Below are 21,688 nucleotides of genomic sequence, written 5' to 3' on the forward strand. Positions count from 1 at the left end.
CCCCAAGGTTAAGGGCCCGCAGCTCCTCTGGCTTGGTCAGAGCAGGCCGAGGGCGTGCAGCGGCCCTTGACCACTGATCAGCTCGAGCAAAAAGGCTGAAAAACCAACCATGGCCAGACGGCCGTTCCAGACCTCGGAACTGTTGTTCCACCCCCATTCCCACTTCTCCTGGGGATAGAGCTTCACCTTGTTGGGCAGCTCCGCCGCCGCATCGAGACTCACCTCAGGGCCCTGCAGGCTGGTGGCCACGAGATCCGCCAATCCCTCGATGAAGGGGGCATAGGTGTCGAGAGCACGCACCCGACGGAAATTCACCACACCGGCTTCGGTGGCCAACTCCCGGTATTCGATGTCGATTTCCTCAAGCGTCTCGATGTGTTCGCTGACGAAGCTGATCGGCACCACCACCAGATCGTTGGTCTTGGCTTGCCCCAATTCCTCAAGGGCCTCCTCGGTGTAGGGCTTGAGCCACTCCACCGGACCCACACGGCTTTGGTAGGCCAGGGTGAAGGGGTTCTCGTGGCCCATCTGAACGGCCAACTCCTTCATGATCAAACCTGTGCAGGTTTCGATCTCCTTTTGATAGGGGTCGCCCGCCTCTTCGACGTAGCTCTTCGGCACACCGTGAGCACTGAAGAAGACGTGGGCCTTCGTGGGGTCGTCGCTGTTGCGGACCTCTGCCGCGATCAGCTCGGCCATGGCCTTCACATAGCCCGGGTGGTCAAACCAGCTGCGGATGCAGCGAATCGGCAACTTCTCAAAGGCCGGATCCGCCTGACGCAGGCGCTGCAGCTCACGGAAACTGGATCCACTGGTGCTGATCGAGAAATGGGGGTAGAGGGGGAGCACCACCACCTCATCCATGCCATCGGCCTTGATGTCCGCCACAGCGGATTCGGTGAACGGATGCCAGTAGCGCATGGCCACATAACTGGTGGCATTGATGCCGCGCTGACGCAGCAAGCTCTGGAGTTCACGGGCCTGCTGCTCGGTGATACGCCGCAGCGGTGATCCGCCACCGATGGAGCGATAGGCCTCCTGCGACTTGCCACTGCGCAGGGTGCTGATCAACCAAGCCAGCGGCTTCTGCAGCGCCGGACTGGGAAGCCGAATGATCTCCGGATCGGCGAACAGGTTGTAGAGAAACGGGCCAACGTCCTGGATCCGCTCCGGGCCACCCAGGTTCAGCAGGACGACACCGACGCGAGACATACCAACCAGAACGGTTTTCGGGGGTTGAGCGTAGCCGCCACGGACGCGATCCTTGGTTCCAACGACACATTTATGGAGCTCAAAAGTGCGCTGGAGACCGCCAATGCGCAGCTGGCGGCACAGGGGTCAGGCCTGCGCATCGAACAGCGGGGTCGGCGGCTGAACCTGCGCGGGTCTCTGCCCTTGCGCGGGGATCCGAGCCGCAACGGCCTGCAACGGATCAGCCTGGGGCTGATGGCCGATGCAGCCGGACTGAATCAGGCCCTCAGCACCGCTGCCCTGGTGCAACTGCAACTTGAGCAGCGCAGTTTTGATTGGACGCTCTGGTCGGCCTCCTCCTCTGCTGCCACGGCCAGAGGGCGTTCGATCGGAATCCAGGCCGCCATCGAAGGCTTCGAAGCAGCCTTTTTTGCCGACCCGCGCCGACGCCGCTCCCCGGCGAGCAGTCGCACCACCTGGACCAGTGCCTATCTGCCCTACCTCCGGCGACTGGCGCGTCAGTGCGGTGATCAGCCGCTGGAGCCAGCGCTGCTGATGCAGACGCTGACCAGTTATGACGACGGCAGCCGCAGCCGGCAGCAATGCGCCACAGCCCTGGCCGCCCTGGCCCGGCACCTGGAGCTGCCCTTGCCGGAGGACTGGCGCCAGGAGGCCGGCGGCTATGGCCTGCACCGGGCCCGGTTCCGCCAGCTGCCCACCGATCCGCAGATCCTCGAGGCCGCAGGCCGCATCCCCAATCCACAGTGGCGCCTGGCCTTTGCCCTGATGGCCACCTACGGCCTGCGCAACCACGAGGTGTTCTTCTGCGATTGCTCCTCCCTGGCAGCGGGCGGGGATCAGGTGCTGCGGGTGCTGCCCACAACCAAAACCGGTGAACACCAGAGCTGGCCGTTCCACCCCGACTGGGTCGAGCACTTCGGGTTGCAGGAGCTGGCGGAGAATCCGGCCGCTCTGCCAGCCATCCAGACCGATCTGCGGCGCACCACCCTGCAGCAGGTGGGACGGCGGGTGAGTGAGCAGTTCCGCCGCTACAACCTGCCGATTACCCCCTACGACCTGCGCCACGCCTGGGCGGTGCGCACCATTCATGTCGGCCTGCCGGACACCGTCGCCGCCAGGATGATGGGCCACTCGGTGACGATCCACACCCGCACCTATCACCACTGGATCACCCGGCGTGATCAGCAGCAGGCGGTGGATGCAGCCCTGGCCCGGCAACCGGCCTGACAACACCCTGTCTGCTTTTTTCACTTCAACGATGACCTCATTTCTGAGGCCGCTGGCCTACCGCTACCGCTGGATTTACGACACGGTCACGGCGGTGTCGTCGCTGAGTGTTGGCGGGGTGGAGCGCCTGCGAGGCCTCGGGCTCGAGGCGGTGCAGCCCCATCTCAAGCCCGGCGCGTCGGTGCTGGATCTCTGCTGCGGCAGTGGCGAAGCAGCAGCCCCCTGGTTGGCGGCGGGATACGCCGTGACGGGGCTCGATGTCTCCCCCCGCGCCCTGGATCTCGCCGCCCAACGCCACCCCAACCTGAAGCGGGTGGAAGGGCTGGCCGAAGATCCACCCCTGGCCGATGCCAGCTTCAGCGCCATCCAGCTGAGCGTGGCCCTGCACGAATTTCCCCGCAGCGATCGGGAACGGGTGCTCCGCAGTGCCCTACGGCTGCTGGAACCGGGCGGCTGGTTGGTGCTTGTGGATCTCCATCCGGCCGGACCTTGGCTGAAGCTTCCCCAGCAACTGTTTTGTGCCCTGTTTGAAACCGACACCGCCACCGCCATGCTGGAGGACGACCTCCCCACCGAGCTGGAGCGACTCGGGTTCAGCAGCGTGAGCCAGGAACTGCTGGCGGGTCGGGCTCTGCAACGCATCACCGCCACTCGGCCTCGATAGAACCAAAAACCCCTCCAGAGCCAACAGCCCCTCTCCCCATGAGCACGAACGACCTCGATCAATCCGCCGCGGAACTGGGCATGGGGGGCAAGCTCGCCCCAGAAACCGACGATGCCGGTTACCGCAAACGGATGGAGCGGCGCCAGCAGGTGCAGAAGCAACGGGTGGAGGAACGCAACAAGGAGAAGGGCCTGGTGCTGGTGTTCACCGGCCAGGGCAAGGGAAAAACCACCGCCGGGCTTGGGCTGGTGCTGCGCACCCTTGGCCATGGCGAGCGGGTGGCGATTGTTCAGTTCATCAAGGGGGGCTGGGAGCCCGGCGAAGCACGAGCACTGCAGGCCTTCGGTGATCAGGTGAGCTGGCATGCCCTGGGGGAAGGCTTCACCTGGGAAACCCAGAACCGAGAGCGGGATCAGCAACTGGTGGAGGCGGCCTGGCAGACGGCCCTGGGCTACTTGCGCGATGCCAGCGTGAAATTGGTGCTGCTGGACGAACTGAACGTGGCCTTGAAACTGGGCTACATCGAGGCCCATACGGTGATCGCCGGATTGAATGAACGACCGGAGCTCACCCACGTTGCGTTGACCGGCAGGGGTGCACCAGCCGAGCTTGTAGAGCGGGCCGATCTGGTGACGGAGATGACCCTGGTGCACCACCCCTTCCGCGAACAGGGGGTGAAGGCCCAGGCAGGCATCGAGTTTTAAGGGTTGAACCAGTCGGCCTCAGGCCGCTTCAGCCGCCTCGAGATCATCCTGAAGATGACGGGTGGCCGCGGTGAGCACCGACAGCCCACTCACCAACAATGCGCGATGCACCACCGGTTCACGCCAACAGTCGGGATCCTGACTGGCCCGTTCCAGGGCTGAAAGCGTGAGACGGGCCATCACACCGCTTTGGGTGGCATCGGTCTCTGGCATCAAACAGCCGCGGTTTCCCCATCCAAGCGGCGATCAGAGGCTTGTGCCAGTGCTTGCTACTGTCGAAAGGATCTGGACCGTAGATGACCTACACACGCGTCCTGCTGAAACTCAGCGGCGAAGCTCTGATGGGATCTCAGGGCTATGGCATCGATCCCGCCATTGTTCAGTCGATTGCTTCCGATGTGGCCAAGGTGGTGGCCAATGACACCCAGCTGGCGATCGTCGTGGGCGGCGGCAACATCTTCCGCGGGCTGAAGGGGTCTGCAGCGGGCATGGAGAGAGCCACAGCTGACTACGTCGGCATGTTGGCCACGGTGATGAACGCCATCACCCTCCAGGACGGGCTCGAGAGGGCTGGTGTTCCCACCCGAGTACAGACCGCCATCGCCATGCAGGAAGTGGCGGAGCCGTACATCCGTCGCAAAGCGATCCGGCATCTAGAGAAAAATCGGGTGGTGGTGTTTGGCGCCGGTTGCGGCAACCCGTTCTTCACCACCGACACCACCGCTGCCCTACGGGCTGCCGAAATCAATGCCGATGTGGTGTTCAAAGCCACCAAGGTGGATGGGGTCTACGACAAAGACCCGGCCAAGCACGCCGACGCGGTGAAGCACGCGCAGCTGAGCTATCAGGACGTGCTCAGCGGCGAGTTAGGTGTCATGGACAGCACCGCCATCGCCCTTTGCAAAGACAACAACATCCCGATTGTTGTCTTCAACCTGTTTGAACCTGGCAACATCGGCAGAGCCGTGGCCGGGGAACCGATCGGGTCCCGCATCGGCGACCCCTCCTAAACAACGCCAACCCAGTTCGCACGCCTCCTCCCTCAGCAACCATGTCGACCCAGGACCTCGAAGCCAGCATGCGCAAGTCGGTGGAGGCCACCCAGCGCAACTTCAACACGATCCGCACCGGCCGGGCCAATTCCTCCCTGCTGGATCGCATCAGCGTGGAGTACTACGGCGCTGACACGCCGCTGAAGTCGCTGGCGACCCTGTCGACCCCAGACTCCCAGACCATCCAGATCCAACCGTTCGACATCAGCGCCCTGGCCTCGATCGAGAAGGCCATCGCGATGAGTGAGCTGGGCTTCACCCCCAACAACGACGGCAAGATCATCCGCATCAACGTGCCGCCCCTCACCGAGGAACGCCGCAAGGAATTCTGCAAGCTGGCCTCGAAGTACGCCGAAGAAGGCAAGGTGGCCCTGCGCAACCTGCGCCGCGACGCGATCGACAAGATCAAGAAGCAGGAAAAGGAAGGCGAGTTCTCCGAAGACCAGAGCCGCGACGAACAAGACAGCATTCAGAAAACGCTCGACAAATTCATCGCTGAGCTGGAACAACACCTGGCCACCAAGGAAGCCGACATCCTCAAGGTGTGAGCAACGAATCAGATCGGACCCATGACGTCCTGATCGTCGGGTCCGGGGCCGCTGGCGGTGCTTCGGCGGTTCATCTTGCATTAGCGGGCCATGACGTTCTGACGCTGGAGCGCGACGCCGAGCCAAGGATCAAACCCTGTGGTGGTGGCATGGCGGCCTCCGTGCAGCAGTGGTTTCCGTTTTCCCTGGAGCCAGCGGTAGAGCAGGTGATCCGGCAAGTGGATTTCAGCTGGTGCCTGGAGGATCCAGTGGTGGCCGAGTTGCCAGGGGATGCACCGTTCTGGATCGTGCGCCGCGAAACGCTGGATCAACTGCTTTCAGACCAGGCCATTCAGGCGGGAGCTGAACGCCTTGAGGGCGTTGAAGTCAATGACATCCGGCGCCATGGAGACGTCTGGCAAGTCACGGCAACCGACGGACGCCATTGGCAGGGGCGTGCCGTGGTGATCGCCGACGGTTCGGGGTCCCCTTGGCCCCAACGGCTCGGCCTGGGAGCCAAACAGCCCCAGATGGCCACCACCATGTCGGTGCGGCTCGAGGGTCAAGGCAAACTCAGAGATGGCACCACCCGCTTTGAATTCGGCCTGGTGAAACAGGGCTTCGCCTGGGCCTTTCCCCTCTCAGGTGGTGTGAACATCGGTGTGGGCAGTTTCATCGGCAAGCAAGACGCCGACCCGGAGCAGGTCCTGGCTCAGCTCTTGCCGGATCTGGGTTTCGCCGCCGATGCAGGCATCCGTCAGCGCGGCCAACTGCGGGTGTGGAACGGCCATCACCGTCTTGATGGCAACGGCATTGTGGTGGTGGGGGATGCGGCATCGCTTTGCGACCCATTTCTGGCAGAAGGGCTACGCCCTGCCCTGATGAGTGGCTGCGAGGCGGCTCGACATCTGAACCAATGGCTCAAGGGTGACAGCAAGGATCTGCGGGGCTACAGCCGCAGCATGCGGGAGCGCTGGGGTGAGTCGATGGCCTGGGGCCGGCGCATTGCCCAGGTCTTTTACCGCTTCCCCGGTGTGGGGTATCAGCTGGGGATCAAGCGGCCCACCGCACCACGGCGAATTGCTCAGATTCTCTCCGGGGAGATGGGCTATGGCGACATCGCCCAACGGGTGATCAAGCGGCTGCTGCTGCAGCGCAACTAAAGACCGAGGCTGAGCTGCTGGCTGCCGTTGTCGGGCTGCTGTGGTTTGCGCCGGCGGCGGCGAGCCGTTGTTGGCTTCAACCCCGCCTTGCGGGAGCCATGCTTGCGCTGAATCGCATCGGCATGGCGATCAAAACCAGCCGATCGGCGAATCTCCCAGATGCGATCTTTGGCATCCTGCATTGATGCGGTGACATCAACGATCGGTGCTGGCATGCCACCACCCAGCATCCAGGGCTTATGGATGTGAATCGTGGGCACATCCTTGAGTTCAGGACACCACTGACGAATGAACAGCCCTTGGGGGTCGTGGTCCATGCCCTGCTTGATCGGGTTGTAAATCCGAATCGTGTTGATCGAGGTGCTGCCCGATTGCATCTGGCACTGGCTCCAGTGAATCCCCGGTTCGTAATCCACAAACTGACGGGCCAGATGCAGGCCACTGTCTCTCCAGGGCAGCCAGAGGTTGTAGCTAGCAAAAGACATCAACATCGCCCGCATGCGGAAGTTGATCCAGCCATGGGCCCGCAAGGCGCGCATGCAAGCATCCACAAAAGGAACGCCGGTGCGACCTTCGCTCCAGGCCGTCAAGCGCTCGGCGTCCGCTGCGCGAATGCCCCGCATAAACGGATGGAAATCGCTGAATTCAATCGCCGGCTGATCCTCCAGCTTCTGAATGAAATGGCAGTGCCAGTGCAGCCGTGATTCAAAGCTGCTGACGCCGCGGCCGCTGTGGGTGCGGCTGGTCTGCAGCACTTCCCGCATCGAGAGACAACCCCAGGTGAGATAAGCCGACAGGCGCGAACAACCGGTGAACGCGGTGTTGGGGCTCGACATCGACCGTTGATAGCGCGGGGCGCGGTGCTGCAAAAAGTCGTTCAACTCCTCCAGGCCGATCGAACGCCCTCCCATCTGACGCTGCGGACACGTATCCGAAAACAGCTCTGAACTGGGGCGCTCCGGGATCACTCCGGGATCAATGCCCTCCAGCGATTGCAATGCGGCCGGCTCGGGTGTGATGGGCTCTGTCATCTGAACCTCCCAGCGTTTGGCCCAGCCATTGCGGCTGCGCATCCGGCGCGTCACCCCGAACTGCGGGAGTTCCGTCCAGGCGATGCCGTGCCGACGGGCCCAGGCCCCCACGCGTTTGTCGCGTTGATAGGTCCAGCCGTTGCCGGTTTCCTCATGGCTCCACAGCCCATCGATGCCGAACTGACGACGGGCCCGTTCCAGCACCTGCACAACATCCCCAGCGCGCACCACCAAGGGTTGGCCCCGATCCGCTAAGGCCTGGCGCAACTCCAGCAGCGACTCCCGGCAAAACATCCACTGCCGCTCGGAGGCATCGGGCTGCCGCCACAACTCCGGCTCCACCACATACAGCGGCAGCACCAAACCCCTCTCCAAAGCAGCCGCCAAGGGCTGGTGATCAACGATCCGCAGATCACGCTTGAACCAGACGATCTGCAGCGCTGCCATTCACTGCAATGGAGGGAACCTGGTTCTAGTGGATCCGGAGCTCCAGCCAAGCTTCAATCCACTGCCATTTCCATGACATCGGAAAAGCGGGTTTTCACCGTTTCACGAAAACCCACCACATCCAGACGCCGCGTCATCAATGCGGCACCGAGGAAACAAACCATCTGCAGGCCTAACACGCCGCCATGGGCAGCGAACAAATCACCACCGTTCCAGGCTTTGAGCAAGGTGAGCAGACCGCCTCCACTGATGGTGGCCAGACCGCAGGAATAGGCATAGCCCGCGCCCCAAACACCAAGCAGAAAGCCGGTGCGGCCTGGCTGCACAAAGCTGAACATCAAGGTGAGGCAGGCATTCATGCACACCCCAAGCGACAGGCCAAACAAACCAACGGCAGACCGCAACAGGGGGATCGACTGCTCCGCCCCAGCCCACATCATCAGCATCAAGGCCAGTGCAGCCAGCACCGCACCCACCCGGGCCGTTCTGATGTTGCCGGCACGCTCAATCAACAAGAACCCACTCAGACCCAGGCCAGCAAAGAAGCCCAGGGCAATCAACACATTCAGCGATGTGGTGGCACAGAAACTCACGCCAAAGACGGCGGCGCCGTAGGGCTCAAGCACCGCATCGTTGAGGAACATGCTGAAGGTGAACAGGCACAGCACCCCGAGGAAGCAACCGGCCTGGGGGATGGTGCGCAATTGCAACAACAACTGGGGCAAAGCCAACCGCTGGGGGACATCAGGGGGGACTGGCCTGGCCAGCACCATCAAGCCCGTGGTGCGGCACTCCACGCCAAAAACCGACACCACCCCAAGCAGCAGCAGCAGCAGCAGCAGCAGCAGCAGCAGCGGCGTCACCAGCGAGAGACGCTCCAAACCAGCCAACACCGCGGTGCTGCCGAACACCTGATTCACCAGAACACTTCCCAGCAACACCCCCAGGAGACGCATCCCCCACACCACCGACAACACCCGCGGCCGTTCGGCTTCCGTGGTGCGATCCGCAATCAAGGCTGAAAACGCCGTGCCACCAGCGGCAATCGCGGTGCCGATCCCAACAAAAGCCAGGATCAACAGACCCATCAGCAGCACATTCAGCTCACCTCTGGAGGCCTCCATGCTGATGGCCAAGTGCTGCACCAGTTGGCAGGTAACACCGAACAACAGGGCAATCGCCACAGTGCTGATGACGATGAAGGGCGTGCGCCGCAGCCGGCTGATGGGGATGCGATCGGAACGATGGCCGAACCAGGCACGGGTGAAGCCCATCAACTGCTGACCACCAACGGCAACAGCCGCCAGCACCGCTGGGACCTGGATGTCTTGAATCAACAGACGATTCAGCAGTCCCAGGATCAGGACGCCGAGGATCCCCAGGCTGAGATGGAACAACCCCAACTGCATGCCAGACGCAGGGGACGGCTTTGCACCGATCTGGTCTCAAAACTTGCGGGATTATGCCGTTTTCGCTTTAAAAATCGCCCCGCCCATCGATCATCCGTCGGCCAACTTGATGTCCCGCAAACGGGCATCAATCGATGCGAGGAGTTGCACTGCGAACATCGGTGTCTCCTGAACCGCAAACAGGAACTTGTCGCGGTTCATGGCAATCAAACGGCAATCACTGGTGGCCGTGGCGGTGCTCAGACGCTGATGGTCCTCCATCACCAAGGCCCCTGCGCCGAACACATGACCCACAGGGATGTCTTCATGTCCCTCATGGCCTGCTGAATCGATCCAGGTGAGCCGCACCGATCCCTCCAGCAGGCCGTACATGCAGGTGCCGGTTTCGCCGGTACGAAACAGCACGTCACCCTGATTGAGATGAATCACTTCGGCCTTGCTGGCCAAAGCACGCATGGTGTCGAGGGCATGCATGGAACCAGCGCGACTCAGACAGAGGTCAGAGTCAGTGCTGCGCCAAAGCCTTGGCGCACGTCCTCCTGGGAGATCAGGCCGTCGTGGTCCTGATCGAGCGCATCAAAAATGGCATCACTTCCGAGCCATTCGTCGCGGGTGATCGAGCCATCGCCGTTCATGTCGTTGAGCATGAAGATCTCGGAAACGGCGTGGCGGAAGGCGGATCCACCCTCCAGTTCAGCCAGACGATGGGCCAGTTGATGCTCCAGGGTTTCAATGGCTTTGCTGAAGCCTTTAATGCCCTCGGTGAGTTTGTCGCTGGCCATCCGATCGTCCTGCATCAGTGCATCAAAGGTGGCGCGATCGACGTGGATCTTGGCTTCGCCATCGGTGGGATGGGTGGCATCCAATTTCTGGGTCAGCACAGCATCAGTCTCACGGAGCTGATCCAACAACTTCGGTGAAATCGTGAGCAGATCACAACCGGCCAACTCCGTGATCTCATCGATGTTGCGGAAGCTCGCCCCCATCACCTCCGTGCCGTAGCCGTGGGTCTTGTAGTAGTTGAAGATCTTGGTCACCGAAATCACACCCGGGTCCTCAGGTCCGGGGAAGGAATCACGTCCGGTTTCAGCCTTGTACCAATCCAGGATGCGCCCCACGAAGGGGGAGATCAGAGTGACACCGGCTTCGGCACAGGCAATGGCCTGACCGAAACCAAACAGGAGGGTGAGGTTGCAGTGAATCCCCTCTTTCTCAAGCACCTCGGCAGCTTTGATGCCTTCCCAGGTGGAGGCAATTTTTATCAGAACCCGATCGTTGCTGATGCCGGCATCGTTGTACAGACGAATCAGCTTGCGCCCTTTTTCAATCGTGGCGTCGGTGTCAAAACTCAGGCGAGCATCCACCTCCGTTGACACACGACGGGGAACAATCTTCAGGATCTCCTTGCCGAAGATCACACTGATCTCATCGAGCGCTTCCCGCACCACGTCTTCCACCGCTGCATCACTACCCATCAACTTGCGCGATGACCGCAAAGCCTCATCAATCAGGCTCTGATAGGCCGGAATCTGTGCAGCAGCCAGGATCAACGACGGGTTGGTGGTGGCATCCCGAGGGGTGAACTTGCGGATCGCCTCCAGATCACCCGTGTCGGCAACGACCACGGTCATTTGTGAAAGCTGATCGAGCAGGCTGGCCATGATGTAAGACGGCTCAATACCCGTAACGTAGCCGCGCTTTTTGATGCGTCAGCTGTTCAAAAGCTTGTTCAATTCAGCAGGTTTTGAGGGGGCGATGCGCTCCACAACCAGCAAGGCATCAATGATCTGTTTAGCGACAGGAACGGCCACGGTGGAGCCATAGGCGTGTTCGCCTTGGGGCTCATCCACCACCACAAACACCACATAACGGGGATCCTCAATCGGCAAGGTCGCCACAAAGCTGCAGATCTTGGCTCCTGGGAGATAGATTCCATTGAGGGCCTTCTGCGCCGTTCCTGTTTTGCCACCAATTCGGTAGCCGGGTGTTTTCACACCCTTGCCACTGCCCTGATCCACCACAGATTCCATCCACTGGAGCACCGTGCGGGTGACCTCCGGGTTCAGCAACTGCTGACCACTGGGTGCAGCCGCCGGAGCCAGGGCATCACCCGAGCGGAAGCCACGGGTGATGTGGGGACTGATCAACTTGCCACCATTGGCCAGCATTCCGTGGAGCTGCACCAGCTTGAGCGGTGTGAGCGAAAACCCCTGACCAAAGGCCGTCGTCGCCGGCTCGATCGGCTGATTGGTGAACTGCTTCTTGCTCTTGAGCTGACCAGCCACCGCTCCGGGGAGGTCGGTGTCAGGACGCTGATTGATGCCAAGACGCTCCATCCAGTTCCAGTAGGCGTCGTCGTCGAGACGGCGCATGGCCTGGACCATGCCGACGTTGCTTGACACCTGCAGCACGGTGGCGAAATCCACCAAACCATGGGCTTTTTTGTCGTGGTTGTTGATCGGCCAACCACCCACCATCAACTTGCCCACATCATTCACCCGATCCGTGGCCTGAATGGCGCCGTCCTGGAGGGCCAAGGCCAGGTTGATCGGCTTGAACGTTGAGCCCGGTTCATAGAGATCCTGAACGGACCATTCACGAAACCGCCCCGTGGGGAAATCCCAGTAGCGGTTGGGGTCATAGGTGGGTGTCGATGCAAGCACCAACAACTCACCATTGGTGGCATCCATCACGATTGCGGCGCCCTTCTGGGCTTTCCACTTGGCAACCTGCTCAGCAAGAGCTTTGAGGGCCACCTGCTGAAGCCTGGAATCCAGCGTCAGCTGCAGGCGCAAATCATCGCCATAGAAGGCTCCCGGGGCGAGGTTGGCCGGCAATGGCGTGCCATCAGCGCCCCGGCGGATGTATCGGGTTTGCTCATGGCGAGCCAGATCCCCATCACGGCTCTGCTCAAGACCCGCTTGAGGTTGCCGCTCCGCATTGAGAAAACCCACCACGTTGGCGAACAACGACGCCTGGGGGTACACCCGCTGGGGATAGGCCTCCAGATCCAGGCCGCTGATTCCAAGGGCCTGGATGCGATCGGCCGTTTCCGGATCCAGCTCCCCAGCCAATTTAATCCCCGAGGCCTGGGTTCCCATGGCCTTCAGCAGCGCAGGCGCAGGACGAGCCAAGGGATCGGCCAACACCGCCGCCACATCTTCGGCAGGGCGGACAAGGTTGGGGGCATCTCCCGGCATGTTGAAGTAGCGGGGATGGGCCCAGAGCCGGAACCGCTTTTCATCCATCGCGACCAAACGGCCGGTGCGATCGACGATCGGACGGCGTTGCCCCAAGGGTTGGGTGCGCTGGGTTTGCAGCTGACGGGCACGCTGCTCCAGGTCGGGGGCCTGCACCAACTGCAGCCAGGCCATGCGACCCACCAGCCCCAGCAAGCCTGCCGCCAGGATCCAGAAAATGATCCAGAGCCGCTTGGGGGGAACCTGGGTCAGGGGAACGACCCGCGCGCGGGAGCGGCGCGAACGCATGGGTCGACGCCCTGACACCCGCGTCATCAGTACCCCGCCCGGATGGGCTGATTCCCCAGAACCTGGAGCGATGCCATGGGCGAGGAGGCGGAGGCTTGCAACGCGCCCAGATCAGGGCGATCAAGATGCACCAGATTGGCCACCTGCGTTGGCACCAGACGGTTGGGCTGCTGAGACCGCAGCAACAGATGCTGTTCCAGCACAGCGGTTGATTCCGTCAACCGGTGCGCCTGGGTTCGGGTTGCCTCCAGCAGGCGGAAGGCCACAGTCCAGCGATGCTGCCAGTGCAGCGTGAGACCAGCCAGAACGGCAACCGCCGCAATCAACCCCAGCAGCGTGCCGTCCATCAGGCGATGGAGCCCCCCGAGAAGAGGCGAGCGTCGTGCAATGCGTCCGGAGGACAGTGACCCTTGAATCAGCTCGAAAGCTGTGGTCGATGCACGCTGTTCCGGAGCGGCAACCACCGGGATCACAGGCGAATAGGCCAGTGAACCACCTGCAGAAAGGCGGGGCAAGGTTCAGAGCAGCAGCAGGTTGAGGAACGTCACGGCGTTCCAGAGCCCATGCATCAGCACCGAGGGCCACAGGCGTCCGCTGCGCAGCCGCACCAAACCAAGCCCAACCCCCAAAACCGTGAGCGGCGCCAACTCGCCAACACTGATGTGGGCCATGGCAAACAACAGGCCACTGAGCAGAACCCCCGGGAGGGGACCGAGTCGGGTCGCCAACACCGGCAGCAAGGCACCGCGGAAAATCGTTTCCTCAAACAGCGGGGCCAGCACAACCGCAGTGAGAGCAAGCAAGGCCAGGGCAAGCGGATCACGGCTGCCGAGCACCAACTCCAACAGCGGATTGCTGCCCCCGGGATCACCGACCAGGCGCACGAGCAACCAGCCCGTGAGCATCACCACCGGCGTCACCATCAACCATCCCGCCAGGGCGTCCCGCAGAGCTGAAAGCAGCGGACGCACGCGCCACTGCATCCACCCCCCCAGCGGTGCCCTCTCCCCGGGCAAAGAACGCAGTTGTCGCCAGAGGATCAGCAGGCTCGGCAGGGCCATCACGCCGTAATTGATCACCACACTCACGGCTTCACGACGAGGGCTGCCCAGCCCCGCCGTCAGTGCACCCACCAAGGGAAACGCCAGCAGCGGAACACCAACGGCACTGATCACCACAAAGCCACCGGCCACCAGCAGGGCCATATCAACCAGGGTCAGCTCCGGCCCCTGAACATCGGGCCAGGCCATCAGCCGACCTCGCAGCAGACGCCAGGCCTGACCAAGCAGCAACAGTCCACCCAGCAGGGCTGTCACCAGGGGCAGCACCGTGCTGACGGCCAAACGGAACGCCGCTTGCCCCGCGGCTGCAGCATCGATACAGAGCGTCGGGTCAGAGGCGCCCGCTTCGCAATGCAGCTGCTGGAGCAATGGGTCGTCGCCTTGGCGATCGAGCTCCGCTGATGCGGAACCTTGGCCCTGCAACAACAGGAGCATCTGTTGCTGCCGCTCATTGCGCTCCTCTGGGCTGATGCCCTCCAGGGCCTTGAGCAGCGCATCCCGCGGCGACTCCCCCAGAAGAGCCTCCCGCAACGGGTGCGGCACCGCTGGTTCAGCAAGAAGCGTCAGCTCCTGCTGTTGAAGGCTCAGGGCCGGTGCCACCGAAGGTCGCGAGAGGCTGTCCAGCAAACCCGACAACCAGATGAAACCAGCCAATACGAGGGACAAGGCCGCCAGAAGTCCCTTCCAGCGCGGGGAAACCGGTTGTGGGGAACTGGGCACCAGCGGGCGTCAACTGCCCACGATTGTCCCCCCGAAAGGCCGCTTCCATACGATGGCCGCGCCCTGACGCTGAACCGTGCCCCTTCGTCTTCTTCTGGTCCGCCACGGTCTCAGCAGTTTCAACAAGGAACGGCGGATCCAGGGCCGCGATGATCTCTCGAACCTCAGCGAGGAGGGGCATGAGCAGGCCCGGGCCCTGGGCCGCTCCCTCCAAGATGTGAGCATTCAGGCCATCTACAGCTCTCCTTTGCAGCGGGCGGCCGCGACGACGGCGAGCCTGCTGGAGACCCAAGGCGGCCAGACCCCAGATCCCGTCTTTGATGACGGACTGCTGGAAGTGGATCTTGAGCCCTGGTCCGGCCAGACCATCGACGAGCTGATGCAAGGCTCAACGGAGGCCTACAAGATCTGGAAGCAGCGGCCCATGGAGCTGGAGCTCCAGCGTCGTGATGGTTCGAGCTACAAGCCACTACCTGAGCTGATGGAGCAGGCGCGTGGCTTCATCAGCACGCTGTTGGAGCGCCATCCCGCCACCGGCAACGACACGGTGCTGGTGGTGGCCCACAACGCCATCCTGCGCTGCCTGATGCTGGTGCTGCTGGGGGAACCCGACCACGGCTTCCGGCGTCTACGCGTCGACAACACCTCCCTTTCGGTCTTCAACATCCGGCCAGGAGACAACGGACCCCAGGTGCAGATCGAATGCCTGAACAGCACCACACACCTGCAACCGCTGCCTGAGAAGGGCAAAAACGCCAGGCTGATTTTGGTGCGACACGGCGAAACCGACTGGAACAAAGCCGGGCGCTTCCAAGGGCAGATCGATATCCCGCTGAATGAGAACGGTCGCCGTCAAGCCGCGGCCGCCCGCGATTTCCTCAAAGACATCCCCATCGATCGGGCCTGGAGCAGCACGCTGTCGCGCCCAACCGAAACGGCCGAGATCATTCTCGAGGCGCATCCCGATGTGCCCCTGACCCAGATCGACGGACTGGTGGAGATCGGACACGGAGTCTGGGAAGGCAAGCTCGAATCCGAAATCAGAGAGGACTGGTCGGAGTTGCTGGACACCTGGAAACGGACTCCGGAAACCGTGCAGATGCCTGAAGGGGAAACCATTCAGGACGTGTGGGCCCGTTCCGTCCGGAGCTGGGGAGAGATCGCTGGCGAGCTGAAGCCTGAGGAAACTGTGCTGGTGGTGGCCCACGACGCCGTCAACAAAACGATCCTCTGCGACCTGTTGGGGCTGACCCCGGCCGACATCTGGGCCGTCAAACAAGGCAACGGTGGTGTCACGGTGGTCGACATCGCCGCCGATCCAGGCCAGCCTGCAGTGGTGACCTGCCTTAACCTCACCTCCCACTTCGGAAGCGTGATTGACCGCACGGCAGCAGGCGCTCTCTGACGTCATGAACGACACCTTGCTGCTGGATCCGGTGCGCGTCCTGCGTGGCCCCGGACATTCAGTGCAGCTCGGTGCAGTCCTGATCCACCAGGGGGTTCTCGTCGGCTTTGACGACGAGGCCCGGCAGCAGGCCCTGGGCCTGGGCATCAAGGCCAGCCCAGCACCGGATCAACTGGTCGCCCCCTGCCTGGTGGATCCCCATTCCATCCTTGAGACCCCCTTCAGTGGGGATCAAGAAAGAGCCGTAAGCCTTCGCCACTGTGCCGCCGCAGGGGGCTATGGCCAGATTGGTCTGCTTCCCCGCAGCAGCAGCTGGCGCGATTGTCCGGAGCGGCTCCAGGGATTCAGCCTCGAGCAGGATCAAACAGCAGCGGTTCGTCTGCACCTTTGGGGAGGCTTCAGCCGCGGCGGCAAGGCGGATGAACTCGCCCCCCACGGCGATCTTCTCGAACACGGTGCCATCGGACTGGCGGATGATGACGCCATGGTTCCAACCCCGTTGCTGGAACGGGGACTGCTGCTCGGAGAGATGGGGGGATGCCCAGTGCTCGTAGCACCCCGGGATCCCGCGCTACAGGGAGAGGGGCTGGTGCGGGAAGGCGTGGAGACGCTGCGGGCCGGGTGGCCAGCGGATCCAATCACCAGCGAGACCATTCCCCTCAGCCAGTTGCTGCTGCTGCATCAACGCCATCCGGAACGACAGCTGCGGCTGATGAACCTCTCCACTGCAGCAGCGGTGCAGCAGCTTTCAGGCTGCGAGTTCCCGCCCCTGAGCAGCGTGAGCTGGTGGCATCTCCTCACCGACCGCAGCATGCTGGCCAGCAGCGATCCGGGCTGGCGCGTCTGCCCCTCCCTCGGTGGCCCGGACGATCGCGAGCAGTTGATCCAGGCCGTTCAGCAGCGAACGATCACCGCCGTGGCTGTGCATGCTGTTCCTCTGGATGCGGAGGACATGCTGTTGCCGGGCGACCAGCGCCCCGCAGGCCTCAGCGGCCACCATGTGGTGCTTGCTGCGCTGTGGAATGCCCTGGTGCGGCCGGGCCGCTGGAGCACGGAAGATCTCTGGCAGGCCCTCAGCTTTGGGCCTTCGGCCCTGATCGACCAGCCCCCTGAACAGCTTGAGCAGGGCAGCCGGCGCTGGCTGCTGTTCGATCCAAATCAACGCTGGACCATCAGCAGCAACACCCCCGGCGCACCGCGTGCCGCCAACATTCCCTGGCTGGGCCGCGAGCTTCAGGGACGCGTTGTGGCCTGTGGCCTCAATTGCTGAGCGAACCGATGCGCGAAGGGGGCCAGAAGCGGAAGACGGCACGGCCAATGATCTGATCGTCTGGCAAAAACGGGCCGCCTGGCCAACGACGGGCGTCCTGGCTGTTGCGGCGGTTGTCGCCCAGAACAACAACGTTGCCTTCGGGGACCACGGCATAGAGGCCCTTGCAGCCAATCATTCCGTCGCGATCGGAGCAGAAATTGGTGACGTAAGGCTCGTTGAAGGCCGTGCCGTTGATGCTCACGGCACCACGGCTGTTCACCTCCACGACATCACCAGGAACACCCACCACCCGTTTGATCCAGGCCTCACATTCGGGATAACGCTGCAACAACACACGATCCACAACCCAGCTGATGCCCGGGAAGGTGACGAAGCCGCACTTCAGTGGATTGGGTTGCCCCCCCTCCAATTTCCAGACGGGATCAAAGGCACTGGGGGAATTGAACACAACGATCTCCCCCCGCTGAGGAGGCCGGGAGCGGTAGGACAGCTTCTCGACGATCAACTTGTCGCCCACCTGAAGCCCCGGCAGCATCGATCCCGAAGGGATGTAGCGGGCTTCGAAGGCGAACTGCCGAAGCAGGAGATACAGCGAAACCGTGAACAGAAAAGGGGCCCAGAACTCCCAGATCGCGCTCACTCTGCCCTTCACATCGGAAGGTTCTCTCTCCGCGTTCAATGTGGGCAGGCTCAATCTTTCGACCCACGATAGGGGGAGCCTGCAGGCCCCATGATCCGTCCACGCTGGCAAGCCCTCAAGCCCCAACACGGCCTGTTCAGCTGGCGCCGGTGGGACCAGGCCATTGCTGTCATTGCCGCAGTCAATCTCACCTGGGTCGCCATCGACCTCACCTACATCCCCCTGCGCAACTTCTGGCTGCAACGCAATCTTTATCCGGTGCCATCGCTTCCCCTGGTGGTTCCCCTGCCCTGGCTGCCGGACATCACCCCGTGGCTGGATCCCCTCAAGGGCATCGAACCCCATCGCGACACCGAGGCTTACCTCAAGGCCTACACCGCCCTGGATCGTGCCCTGCAGCAAAACGGCCCGCGCACGGCGGAAAGCACCGATCTGCTGCAGCAGCAGGTGGCGCGCACCACAGCGCTGATGGACAGCAATCCGTTCATCAGTTCAGGCCAAGCCGGCGCCCTTGAAAAATTCAAGAACCGACTGCGCGCCCGCACCGGCCTGGAATCAGCCCGTGACTCTGCCAACCTCCTCTTGAGCCCCGAGCATCTGGAACGCTCCCCCTGGAGCCAGGAGCGTCAGTTCTGGAGCCAGCAGATCCTGCCGCTGGTGGAAAGCAACTACTGGCGAAGCATCGATGAAAACGGGCGCCCCAGCGATTTGAGCTGGCGCATCGACACGCCATTTCAACTGCTGTTTCTGCTCGACATTCTTCTGCGTGCCTGGCGCCTGAAACAGCGCTATCCGACGATCCGCTGGCGCGATGCCCTGTTACGCCGCTGGATCGACCTGCCCCTGCTGCTGCCGTTTGCGCGCTGGCTCAGGGTGGTTCCCGTCACAGAACGGCTTTGCGGAGCGGGTCTACTGCAACTCGAACCGCTTCGTGCCGTGATCAGCCGCGGCGTGGTGGCCCTGTTGGCTGTGGAGCTGTTTGAAGTGATCGCCGTCAGGGTGGTCGATGCTCTGCAGCAACTGATCCGATCACCACAGCTGCCGGAGAGGGTTCGCGGACTCTGCAGCTACCAGAGCAGTGATCTGAACGATGAGCGGGAGTTGATCGAGCTGCTGCGGTTGTGGCTTCCCCTTCTGCTCACCCGTATTGGCCCGGCCATGCGACCGCAGCTGCAAGCCGTGATCAGCCATCTGGTGCAGGAGAGCTTGGACCGGAACGTGGTGCCGGATGCCCTGCGGCGACTTCCTGGACTGCAAAACGCCGAATCGGAATTCAGCCGCCAGCTGGCAGAAAGCATGGTGACCTCCGTGCTCGACCTGTCCAAGGGAGCCGGAAACCGCATCGGTCAGCGGGACCCTGTTCTGGAATCGCTTGGATCCGAGGCCTTGGATCGGCTCTGGGAGGAGCTGGCCCACACCCTGGAACAGGGGCCTGTCCTGAGCCGCAGCCAGGATCTGCTGGTCGCCCTCCTGGAAGAGATCAAACGCTCAAGCTTCCGTCAGATCCGCGACCAAGGCGATGTGGACGCCCTGATCAGCGAATTGGATGGCTTGAACTTCAACCCTGGAAGGCCGACTCCCAAAGATCAGGCTTGAAGCCGGTGAGGTACGTGGAGGAATTCACCTCAACGAACGGACGTTTGATCAACTTTCCATCGGCAGCCAAGGCCTCGAGAGCCTCGTCATCCGACAGAGCCTTCACTGCCGCCGCGCCCATGGCGCGGTAGCTCTGGCCGCTGGTGTTGAACAGCAGCTTCCTGTCACCAAGGGATTGGTGAGCGGCCACCAACATCTGCTTGGACGGTGGCGTCAGGGTGATGTCGTGCACCTCATGGGCAATACCTCGCTCTGTGAGCCAGGCCAATGCCTTTCGACAGGTGCTGCAGCGGTTATAGCTGTAGACCTGGAGAGTTCCGGCCAAGACTCAGCGGCCGAACAGGGATTTGATCGCACCAACGAGGCTGTTGGAGCCGCGGCCCACGCCTTCAGCAGGACGGGTGCGAACGGTGACATCACCATTGACGGTGGTGCGGCAGCTCAGGCGGAAGTTGGCAGGACGGTCGGCCAGATAGACCTCTTCAACATCGCTGCGGGGGGAAAGGTTGGCCTGCCCTTCCAGCACCTCCATCACGCAGGTGCCGCACTGACCAACACCACTGCAGTTGTTGAGGTTGTTGAGACTCTTGTAGGGATTGACGCCCGCATCAAGTGCAGCCTTACGCAGATTTGCGCCCTCGATGCAGCCAACCTGCTGGCCTTCCTGCTCGAATCGGATGGTGGGCACGGGTTCCGCAAATCTCAGTGCGCACCAACTTACAAGCATCCGGCCTGATCAAGGGGCTCTTCCCTGAGATCAATCGGCTGCATTGATGCAGGAATCAAGCAACGGCTGAACCGCATCGAGGTCGCGCCATCCATCAATCGATACGACGCTGCCCTGCAACGAGCGGTAGGTCCTGAAAAATTCCGCGACATCCTCCAGCTGGGACGCAGCGATCTGACGAATGCTGCGGATCTCGTCCTGACGGGGGTCTGCGTCTGGAACACAGAGAATTTTCCCGTCGTAAACATCCCGGTCGTGGAGATCCAACACGCCGATGGGGCGAGCCTTGATCAGGCAACCAGCAAACGTGGGTTCAGCCATGATCACCATGGCATCGAGGGGAGATCCATCGTCCGCCAGCGTGTTGGGGATGAAGCCGTAGTCGAAGGGGTAACGCACTGAGGAGTGCATCACCCGATCCAGAACCATCACGCCGGCTTCGGCGGAGTACTCGTATTTGTTTCTGCTTCCTGCCGGAATCTCAACGATGAGATTCACCAAGCCTGGCGAAGGTGACGGGGGGAGCTGATGGAGATCCATGCCGATCCGTGGCGGTGGGGATCAGTCGCGCAGAAGGGAAGGTTCGATCTGTGATCACAGCCACAAGGGGAGCACTGAAACTGACAACAGCAATCAGCAATCCTTTGATGGCCGTCAACGAGGCGCGACGACTGAACGGCTCATCCGCCTCCGAAGACGCAATGGCGTCATCGTGAGACGGGTGGGGAACATCTGAGGCCATAAAACGGGGGGCTAAGAAAGCTCCCTCTTTCGATCACAAGGTTGTTGAACTCAATTCTGTCACTGCAAAAAGCAGGATGCACCGATCATTAAGCGGCAGGCCGGTCCTGCTGATCGAGACGCGCACTCAGATCAGAGGATGATTCCCCACTCGCCTCGAGATGGGTTCGGATCAGTCGAAGCTCCTCAAGGATCGATCCCAGGATTTGCTGCGTCGCCGTTGATGGAGAGTTCAGCACCTCAACAGTGACTTCTTTGATGCGGAGAACATCTTTGGCGAAGCGCGCCACCTCATTGGGGTGGAACATCAGCGGATCTTTCTGATCGCTGCGGTACTCCGGATTCAGCTTGCGGGGGTTGAACGGAGGATTGAGGTTACGAGGGTCTGTGTTGGTGTAGCGATACACCGAAGCGCGGGAGCGGTTCAGGGATTTCTGAACGTCGTCGATTCCCACCAGGGCCTCGGCCTGAGCTGACGCATGGGCCGGATCCATGGAAAGTTCGGTCGCTTGTTGAACGCTTGTCGCCACAGATTCAACGGACCGAGGAAACATGAGACGGGCCTAGGACAGGCTGGATTGAGCTGGACGGTAGCAGCCGA

At 62.1% G+C, this 21,688-nt stretch carries 24 protein-coding genes; 9 read left to right on the forward strand and 15 right to left on the reverse strand.

Annotated features, from left to right (window positions below; translation table 11 throughout):
* Positions 1 to 36 precede the first annotated feature (36 nt).
* Entirely contained in the window at positions 37 to 1,212 is a 1,176-nt protein-coding gene (hemH, locus tag NCN05_RS05120; protein WP_115132867.1) for a ferrochelatase, read from the reverse strand.
* Positions 1,213 to 1,284: 72 nt separating this feature from the next.
* On the opposite strand from hemH, the gene NCN05_RS05125 reads away from it, so the two are divergent.
* From NCN05_RS05125 to cobO, 3 genes are read left to right on the forward strand one after another with little or no spacing between them, the layout of a single operon-like run.
* Positions 1,285 to 2,439 (forward strand): site-specific integrase, encoded by a 1,155-nt coding sequence (locus NCN05_RS05125; RefSeq protein ID WP_250397372.1) that lies wholly within the window; start codon positions 1,285 to 1,287, stop codon positions 2,437 to 2,439.
* A gap of 31 nt (positions 2,440 to 2,470) precedes the next feature.
* Complete coding sequence (locus NCN05_RS05130) at positions 2,471 to 3,103, forward strand: class I SAM-dependent methyltransferase (RefSeq protein ID WP_250397266.1); 633 nt, start codon at positions 2,471 to 2,473, stop codon at positions 3,101 to 3,103.
* Positions 3,104 to 3,141: 38 nt separating this feature from the next.
* Complete coding sequence (gene cobO, locus NCN05_RS05135; RefSeq protein WP_250397267.1) at positions 3,142 to 3,807, forward strand: cob(I)yrinic acid a,c-diamide adenosyltransferase; 666 nt, start codon at positions 3,142 to 3,144, stop codon at positions 3,805 to 3,807.
* An 18-nt stretch (positions 3,808 to 3,825) separates the two neighbouring features.
* On the opposite strand, the gene NCN05_RS05140 is transcribed toward cobO, so the two are convergent.
* Entirely contained in the window at positions 3,826 to 4,020 is a 195-nt protein-coding gene (locus NCN05_RS05140; RefSeq protein WP_114988539.1) for a hypothetical protein, read from the reverse strand.
* Positions 4,021 to 4,103: 83 nt separating this feature from the next.
* Between NCN05_RS05140 and pyrH the strand changes: the two genes are divergently transcribed.
* The 3 genes from pyrH to NCN05_RS05155 are packed head-to-tail and all read left to right on the forward strand — an operon-like array spanning position 4,104 to position 6,549.
* Complete coding sequence (pyrH, locus tag NCN05_RS05145) at positions 4,104 to 4,817, forward strand: UMP kinase (protein WP_250397268.1); 714 nt, start codon at positions 4,104 to 4,106, stop codon at positions 4,815 to 4,817.
* Between the two features lie 41 nt (positions 4,818 to 4,858).
* Entirely contained in the window at positions 4,859 to 5,407 is a 549-nt protein-coding gene (frr, locus tag NCN05_RS05150; protein ID WP_115132871.1) for a ribosome recycling factor, read from the forward strand.
* Positions 5,404 to 6,549 (forward strand): NAD(P)/FAD-dependent oxidoreductase, encoded by a 1,146-nt coding sequence (locus NCN05_RS05155; RefSeq protein ID WP_250397269.1) that lies wholly within the window; start codon positions 5,404 to 5,406, stop codon positions 6,547 to 6,549. The genes frr and NCN05_RS05155 overlap by 4 nt, the downstream gene beginning before the upstream one ends.
* On the opposite strand, the gene NCN05_RS05160 is transcribed toward NCN05_RS05155, so the two are convergent.
* The 7 genes from NCN05_RS05160 to NCN05_RS05190 form a co-directional block, all read right to left on the reverse strand.
* Entirely contained in the window at positions 6,546 to 8,027 is a 1,482-nt protein-coding gene (locus tag NCN05_RS05160) for an FAD-binding domain-containing protein (RefSeq protein ID WP_250397270.1), read from the reverse strand. The genes NCN05_RS05155 and NCN05_RS05160 overlap by 4 nt on opposite strands.
* 53 nt (positions 8,028 to 8,080) lie before the next feature.
* Complete coding sequence (locus NCN05_RS05165) at positions 8,081 to 9,436, reverse strand: MFS transporter (RefSeq protein ID WP_250397271.1); 1,356 nt, start codon at positions 9,434 to 9,436, stop codon at positions 8,081 to 8,083.
* 90 nt (positions 9,437 to 9,526) lie between these two features.
* Positions 9,527 to 9,910 (reverse strand): cyclic nucleotide-binding domain-containing protein, encoded by a 384-nt coding sequence (locus tag NCN05_RS05170; RefSeq protein WP_115132113.1) that lies wholly within the window; start codon positions 9,908 to 9,910, stop codon positions 9,527 to 9,529.
* Positions 9,911 to 9,924: 14 nt separating this feature from the next.
* Complete coding sequence (locus tag NCN05_RS05175) at positions 9,925 to 11,097, reverse strand: transaldolase (RefSeq protein WP_250397272.1); 1,173 nt, start codon at positions 11,095 to 11,097, stop codon at positions 9,925 to 9,927.
* Positions 11,098 to 11,145: 48 nt separating this feature from the next.
* The gene (locus NCN05_RS05180) at positions 11,146 to 12,951 is read right to left on the reverse strand and encodes a peptidoglycan D,D-transpeptidase FtsI family protein (protein WP_250397273.1); all 1,806 of its coding nucleotides are present in this window, start codon (positions 12,949 to 12,951) and stop codon (positions 11,146 to 11,148) included.
* A complete protein-coding gene (locus tag NCN05_RS05185; RefSeq protein ID WP_250397274.1) occupies positions 12,951 to 13,439 on the reverse strand; it encodes a hypothetical protein in 489 nt (162 codons plus the stop codon). Before NCN05_RS05185 ends, NCN05_RS05180 begins: the two co-directional genes overlap by 1 nt.
* 3 nt (positions 13,440 to 13,442) lie before the next feature.
* A complete protein-coding gene (locus NCN05_RS05190) occupies positions 13,443 to 14,705 on the reverse strand; it encodes a CPBP family intramembrane glutamic endopeptidase (protein ID WP_250397275.1) in 1,263 nt (420 codons plus the stop codon).
* Between the two features lie 76 nt (positions 14,706 to 14,781).
* Between NCN05_RS05190 and NCN05_RS05195 the strand changes: the two genes are divergently transcribed.
* Positions 14,782 to 16,110 (forward strand): histidine phosphatase family protein, encoded by a 1,329-nt coding sequence (locus tag NCN05_RS05195; RefSeq protein WP_250397276.1) that lies wholly within the window; start codon positions 14,782 to 14,784, stop codon positions 16,108 to 16,110.
* Positions 16,111 to 16,114: 4 nt separating this feature from the next.
* Positions 16,115 to 17,380, forward strand: coding sequence for an amidohydrolase family protein (locus NCN05_RS05200; RefSeq protein ID WP_250397277.1), 1,266 nt, complete (start codon positions 16,115 to 16,117; stop codon positions 17,378 to 17,380).
* Here the strand turns inward: NCN05_RS05200 and lepB are convergent.
* Entirely contained in the window at positions 17,370 to 18,035 is a 666-nt protein-coding gene (gene lepB, locus NCN05_RS05205) for a signal peptidase I (protein WP_115009459.1), read from the reverse strand. The genes NCN05_RS05200 and lepB overlap by 11 nt on opposite strands.
* A 78-nt stretch (positions 18,036 to 18,113) precedes the next feature.
* On the opposite strand from lepB, the gene NCN05_RS05210 reads away from it, so the two are divergent.
* Complete coding sequence (locus tag NCN05_RS05210; RefSeq protein ID WP_250397278.1) at positions 18,114 to 19,619, forward strand: hypothetical protein; 1,506 nt, start codon at positions 18,114 to 18,116, stop codon at positions 19,617 to 19,619.
* On the opposite strand, the gene NCN05_RS05215 is transcribed toward NCN05_RS05210, so the two are convergent.
* From NCN05_RS05215 to NCN05_RS05235, 5 genes are all read right to left on the reverse strand, one after another.
* Positions 19,582 to 19,944, reverse strand: a complete 363-nt coding sequence (locus NCN05_RS05215; protein WP_250397279.1) for an arsenate reductase family protein — start codon at positions 19,942 to 19,944, stop codon at positions 19,582 to 19,584. The genes NCN05_RS05210 and NCN05_RS05215 overlap by 38 nt on opposite strands.
* Positions 19,945 to 19,947: 3 nt before the next feature.
* Positions 19,948 to 20,307: a 2Fe-2S iron-sulfur cluster-binding protein gene (locus NCN05_RS05220; protein ID WP_025362156.1), complete on the reverse strand. Its 360-nt coding sequence runs from the start codon at positions 20,305 to 20,307 to the stop codon at positions 19,948 to 19,950.
* Between the two features lie 69 nt (positions 20,308 to 20,376).
* Positions 20,377 to 20,886 (reverse strand): inorganic diphosphatase, encoded by a 510-nt coding sequence (locus NCN05_RS05225; protein ID WP_250397280.1) that lies wholly within the window; start codon positions 20,884 to 20,886, stop codon positions 20,377 to 20,379.
* Entirely contained in the window at positions 20,828 to 21,088 is a 261-nt protein-coding gene (locus NCN05_RS05230) for a hypothetical protein (RefSeq protein ID WP_250397387.1), read from the reverse strand. The genes NCN05_RS05225 and NCN05_RS05230 overlap by 59 nt, the downstream gene beginning before the upstream one ends.
* An 88-nt stretch (positions 21,089 to 21,176) precedes the next feature.
* Positions 21,177 to 21,641, reverse strand: a complete 465-nt coding sequence (locus tag NCN05_RS05235) for a DUF8631 domain-containing protein (RefSeq protein ID WP_502988800.1) — start codon at positions 21,639 to 21,641, stop codon at positions 21,177 to 21,179.
* Positions 21,642 to 21,688 lie beyond the last annotated feature (47 nt).

Origin of the sequence: Synechococcus sp. MU1651 (assembly GCF_023630635.1) — a bacterium.
Lineage (GTDB): Bacteria > Cyanobacteriota > Cyanobacteriia > PCC-6307 > Cyanobiaceae > Parasynechococcus.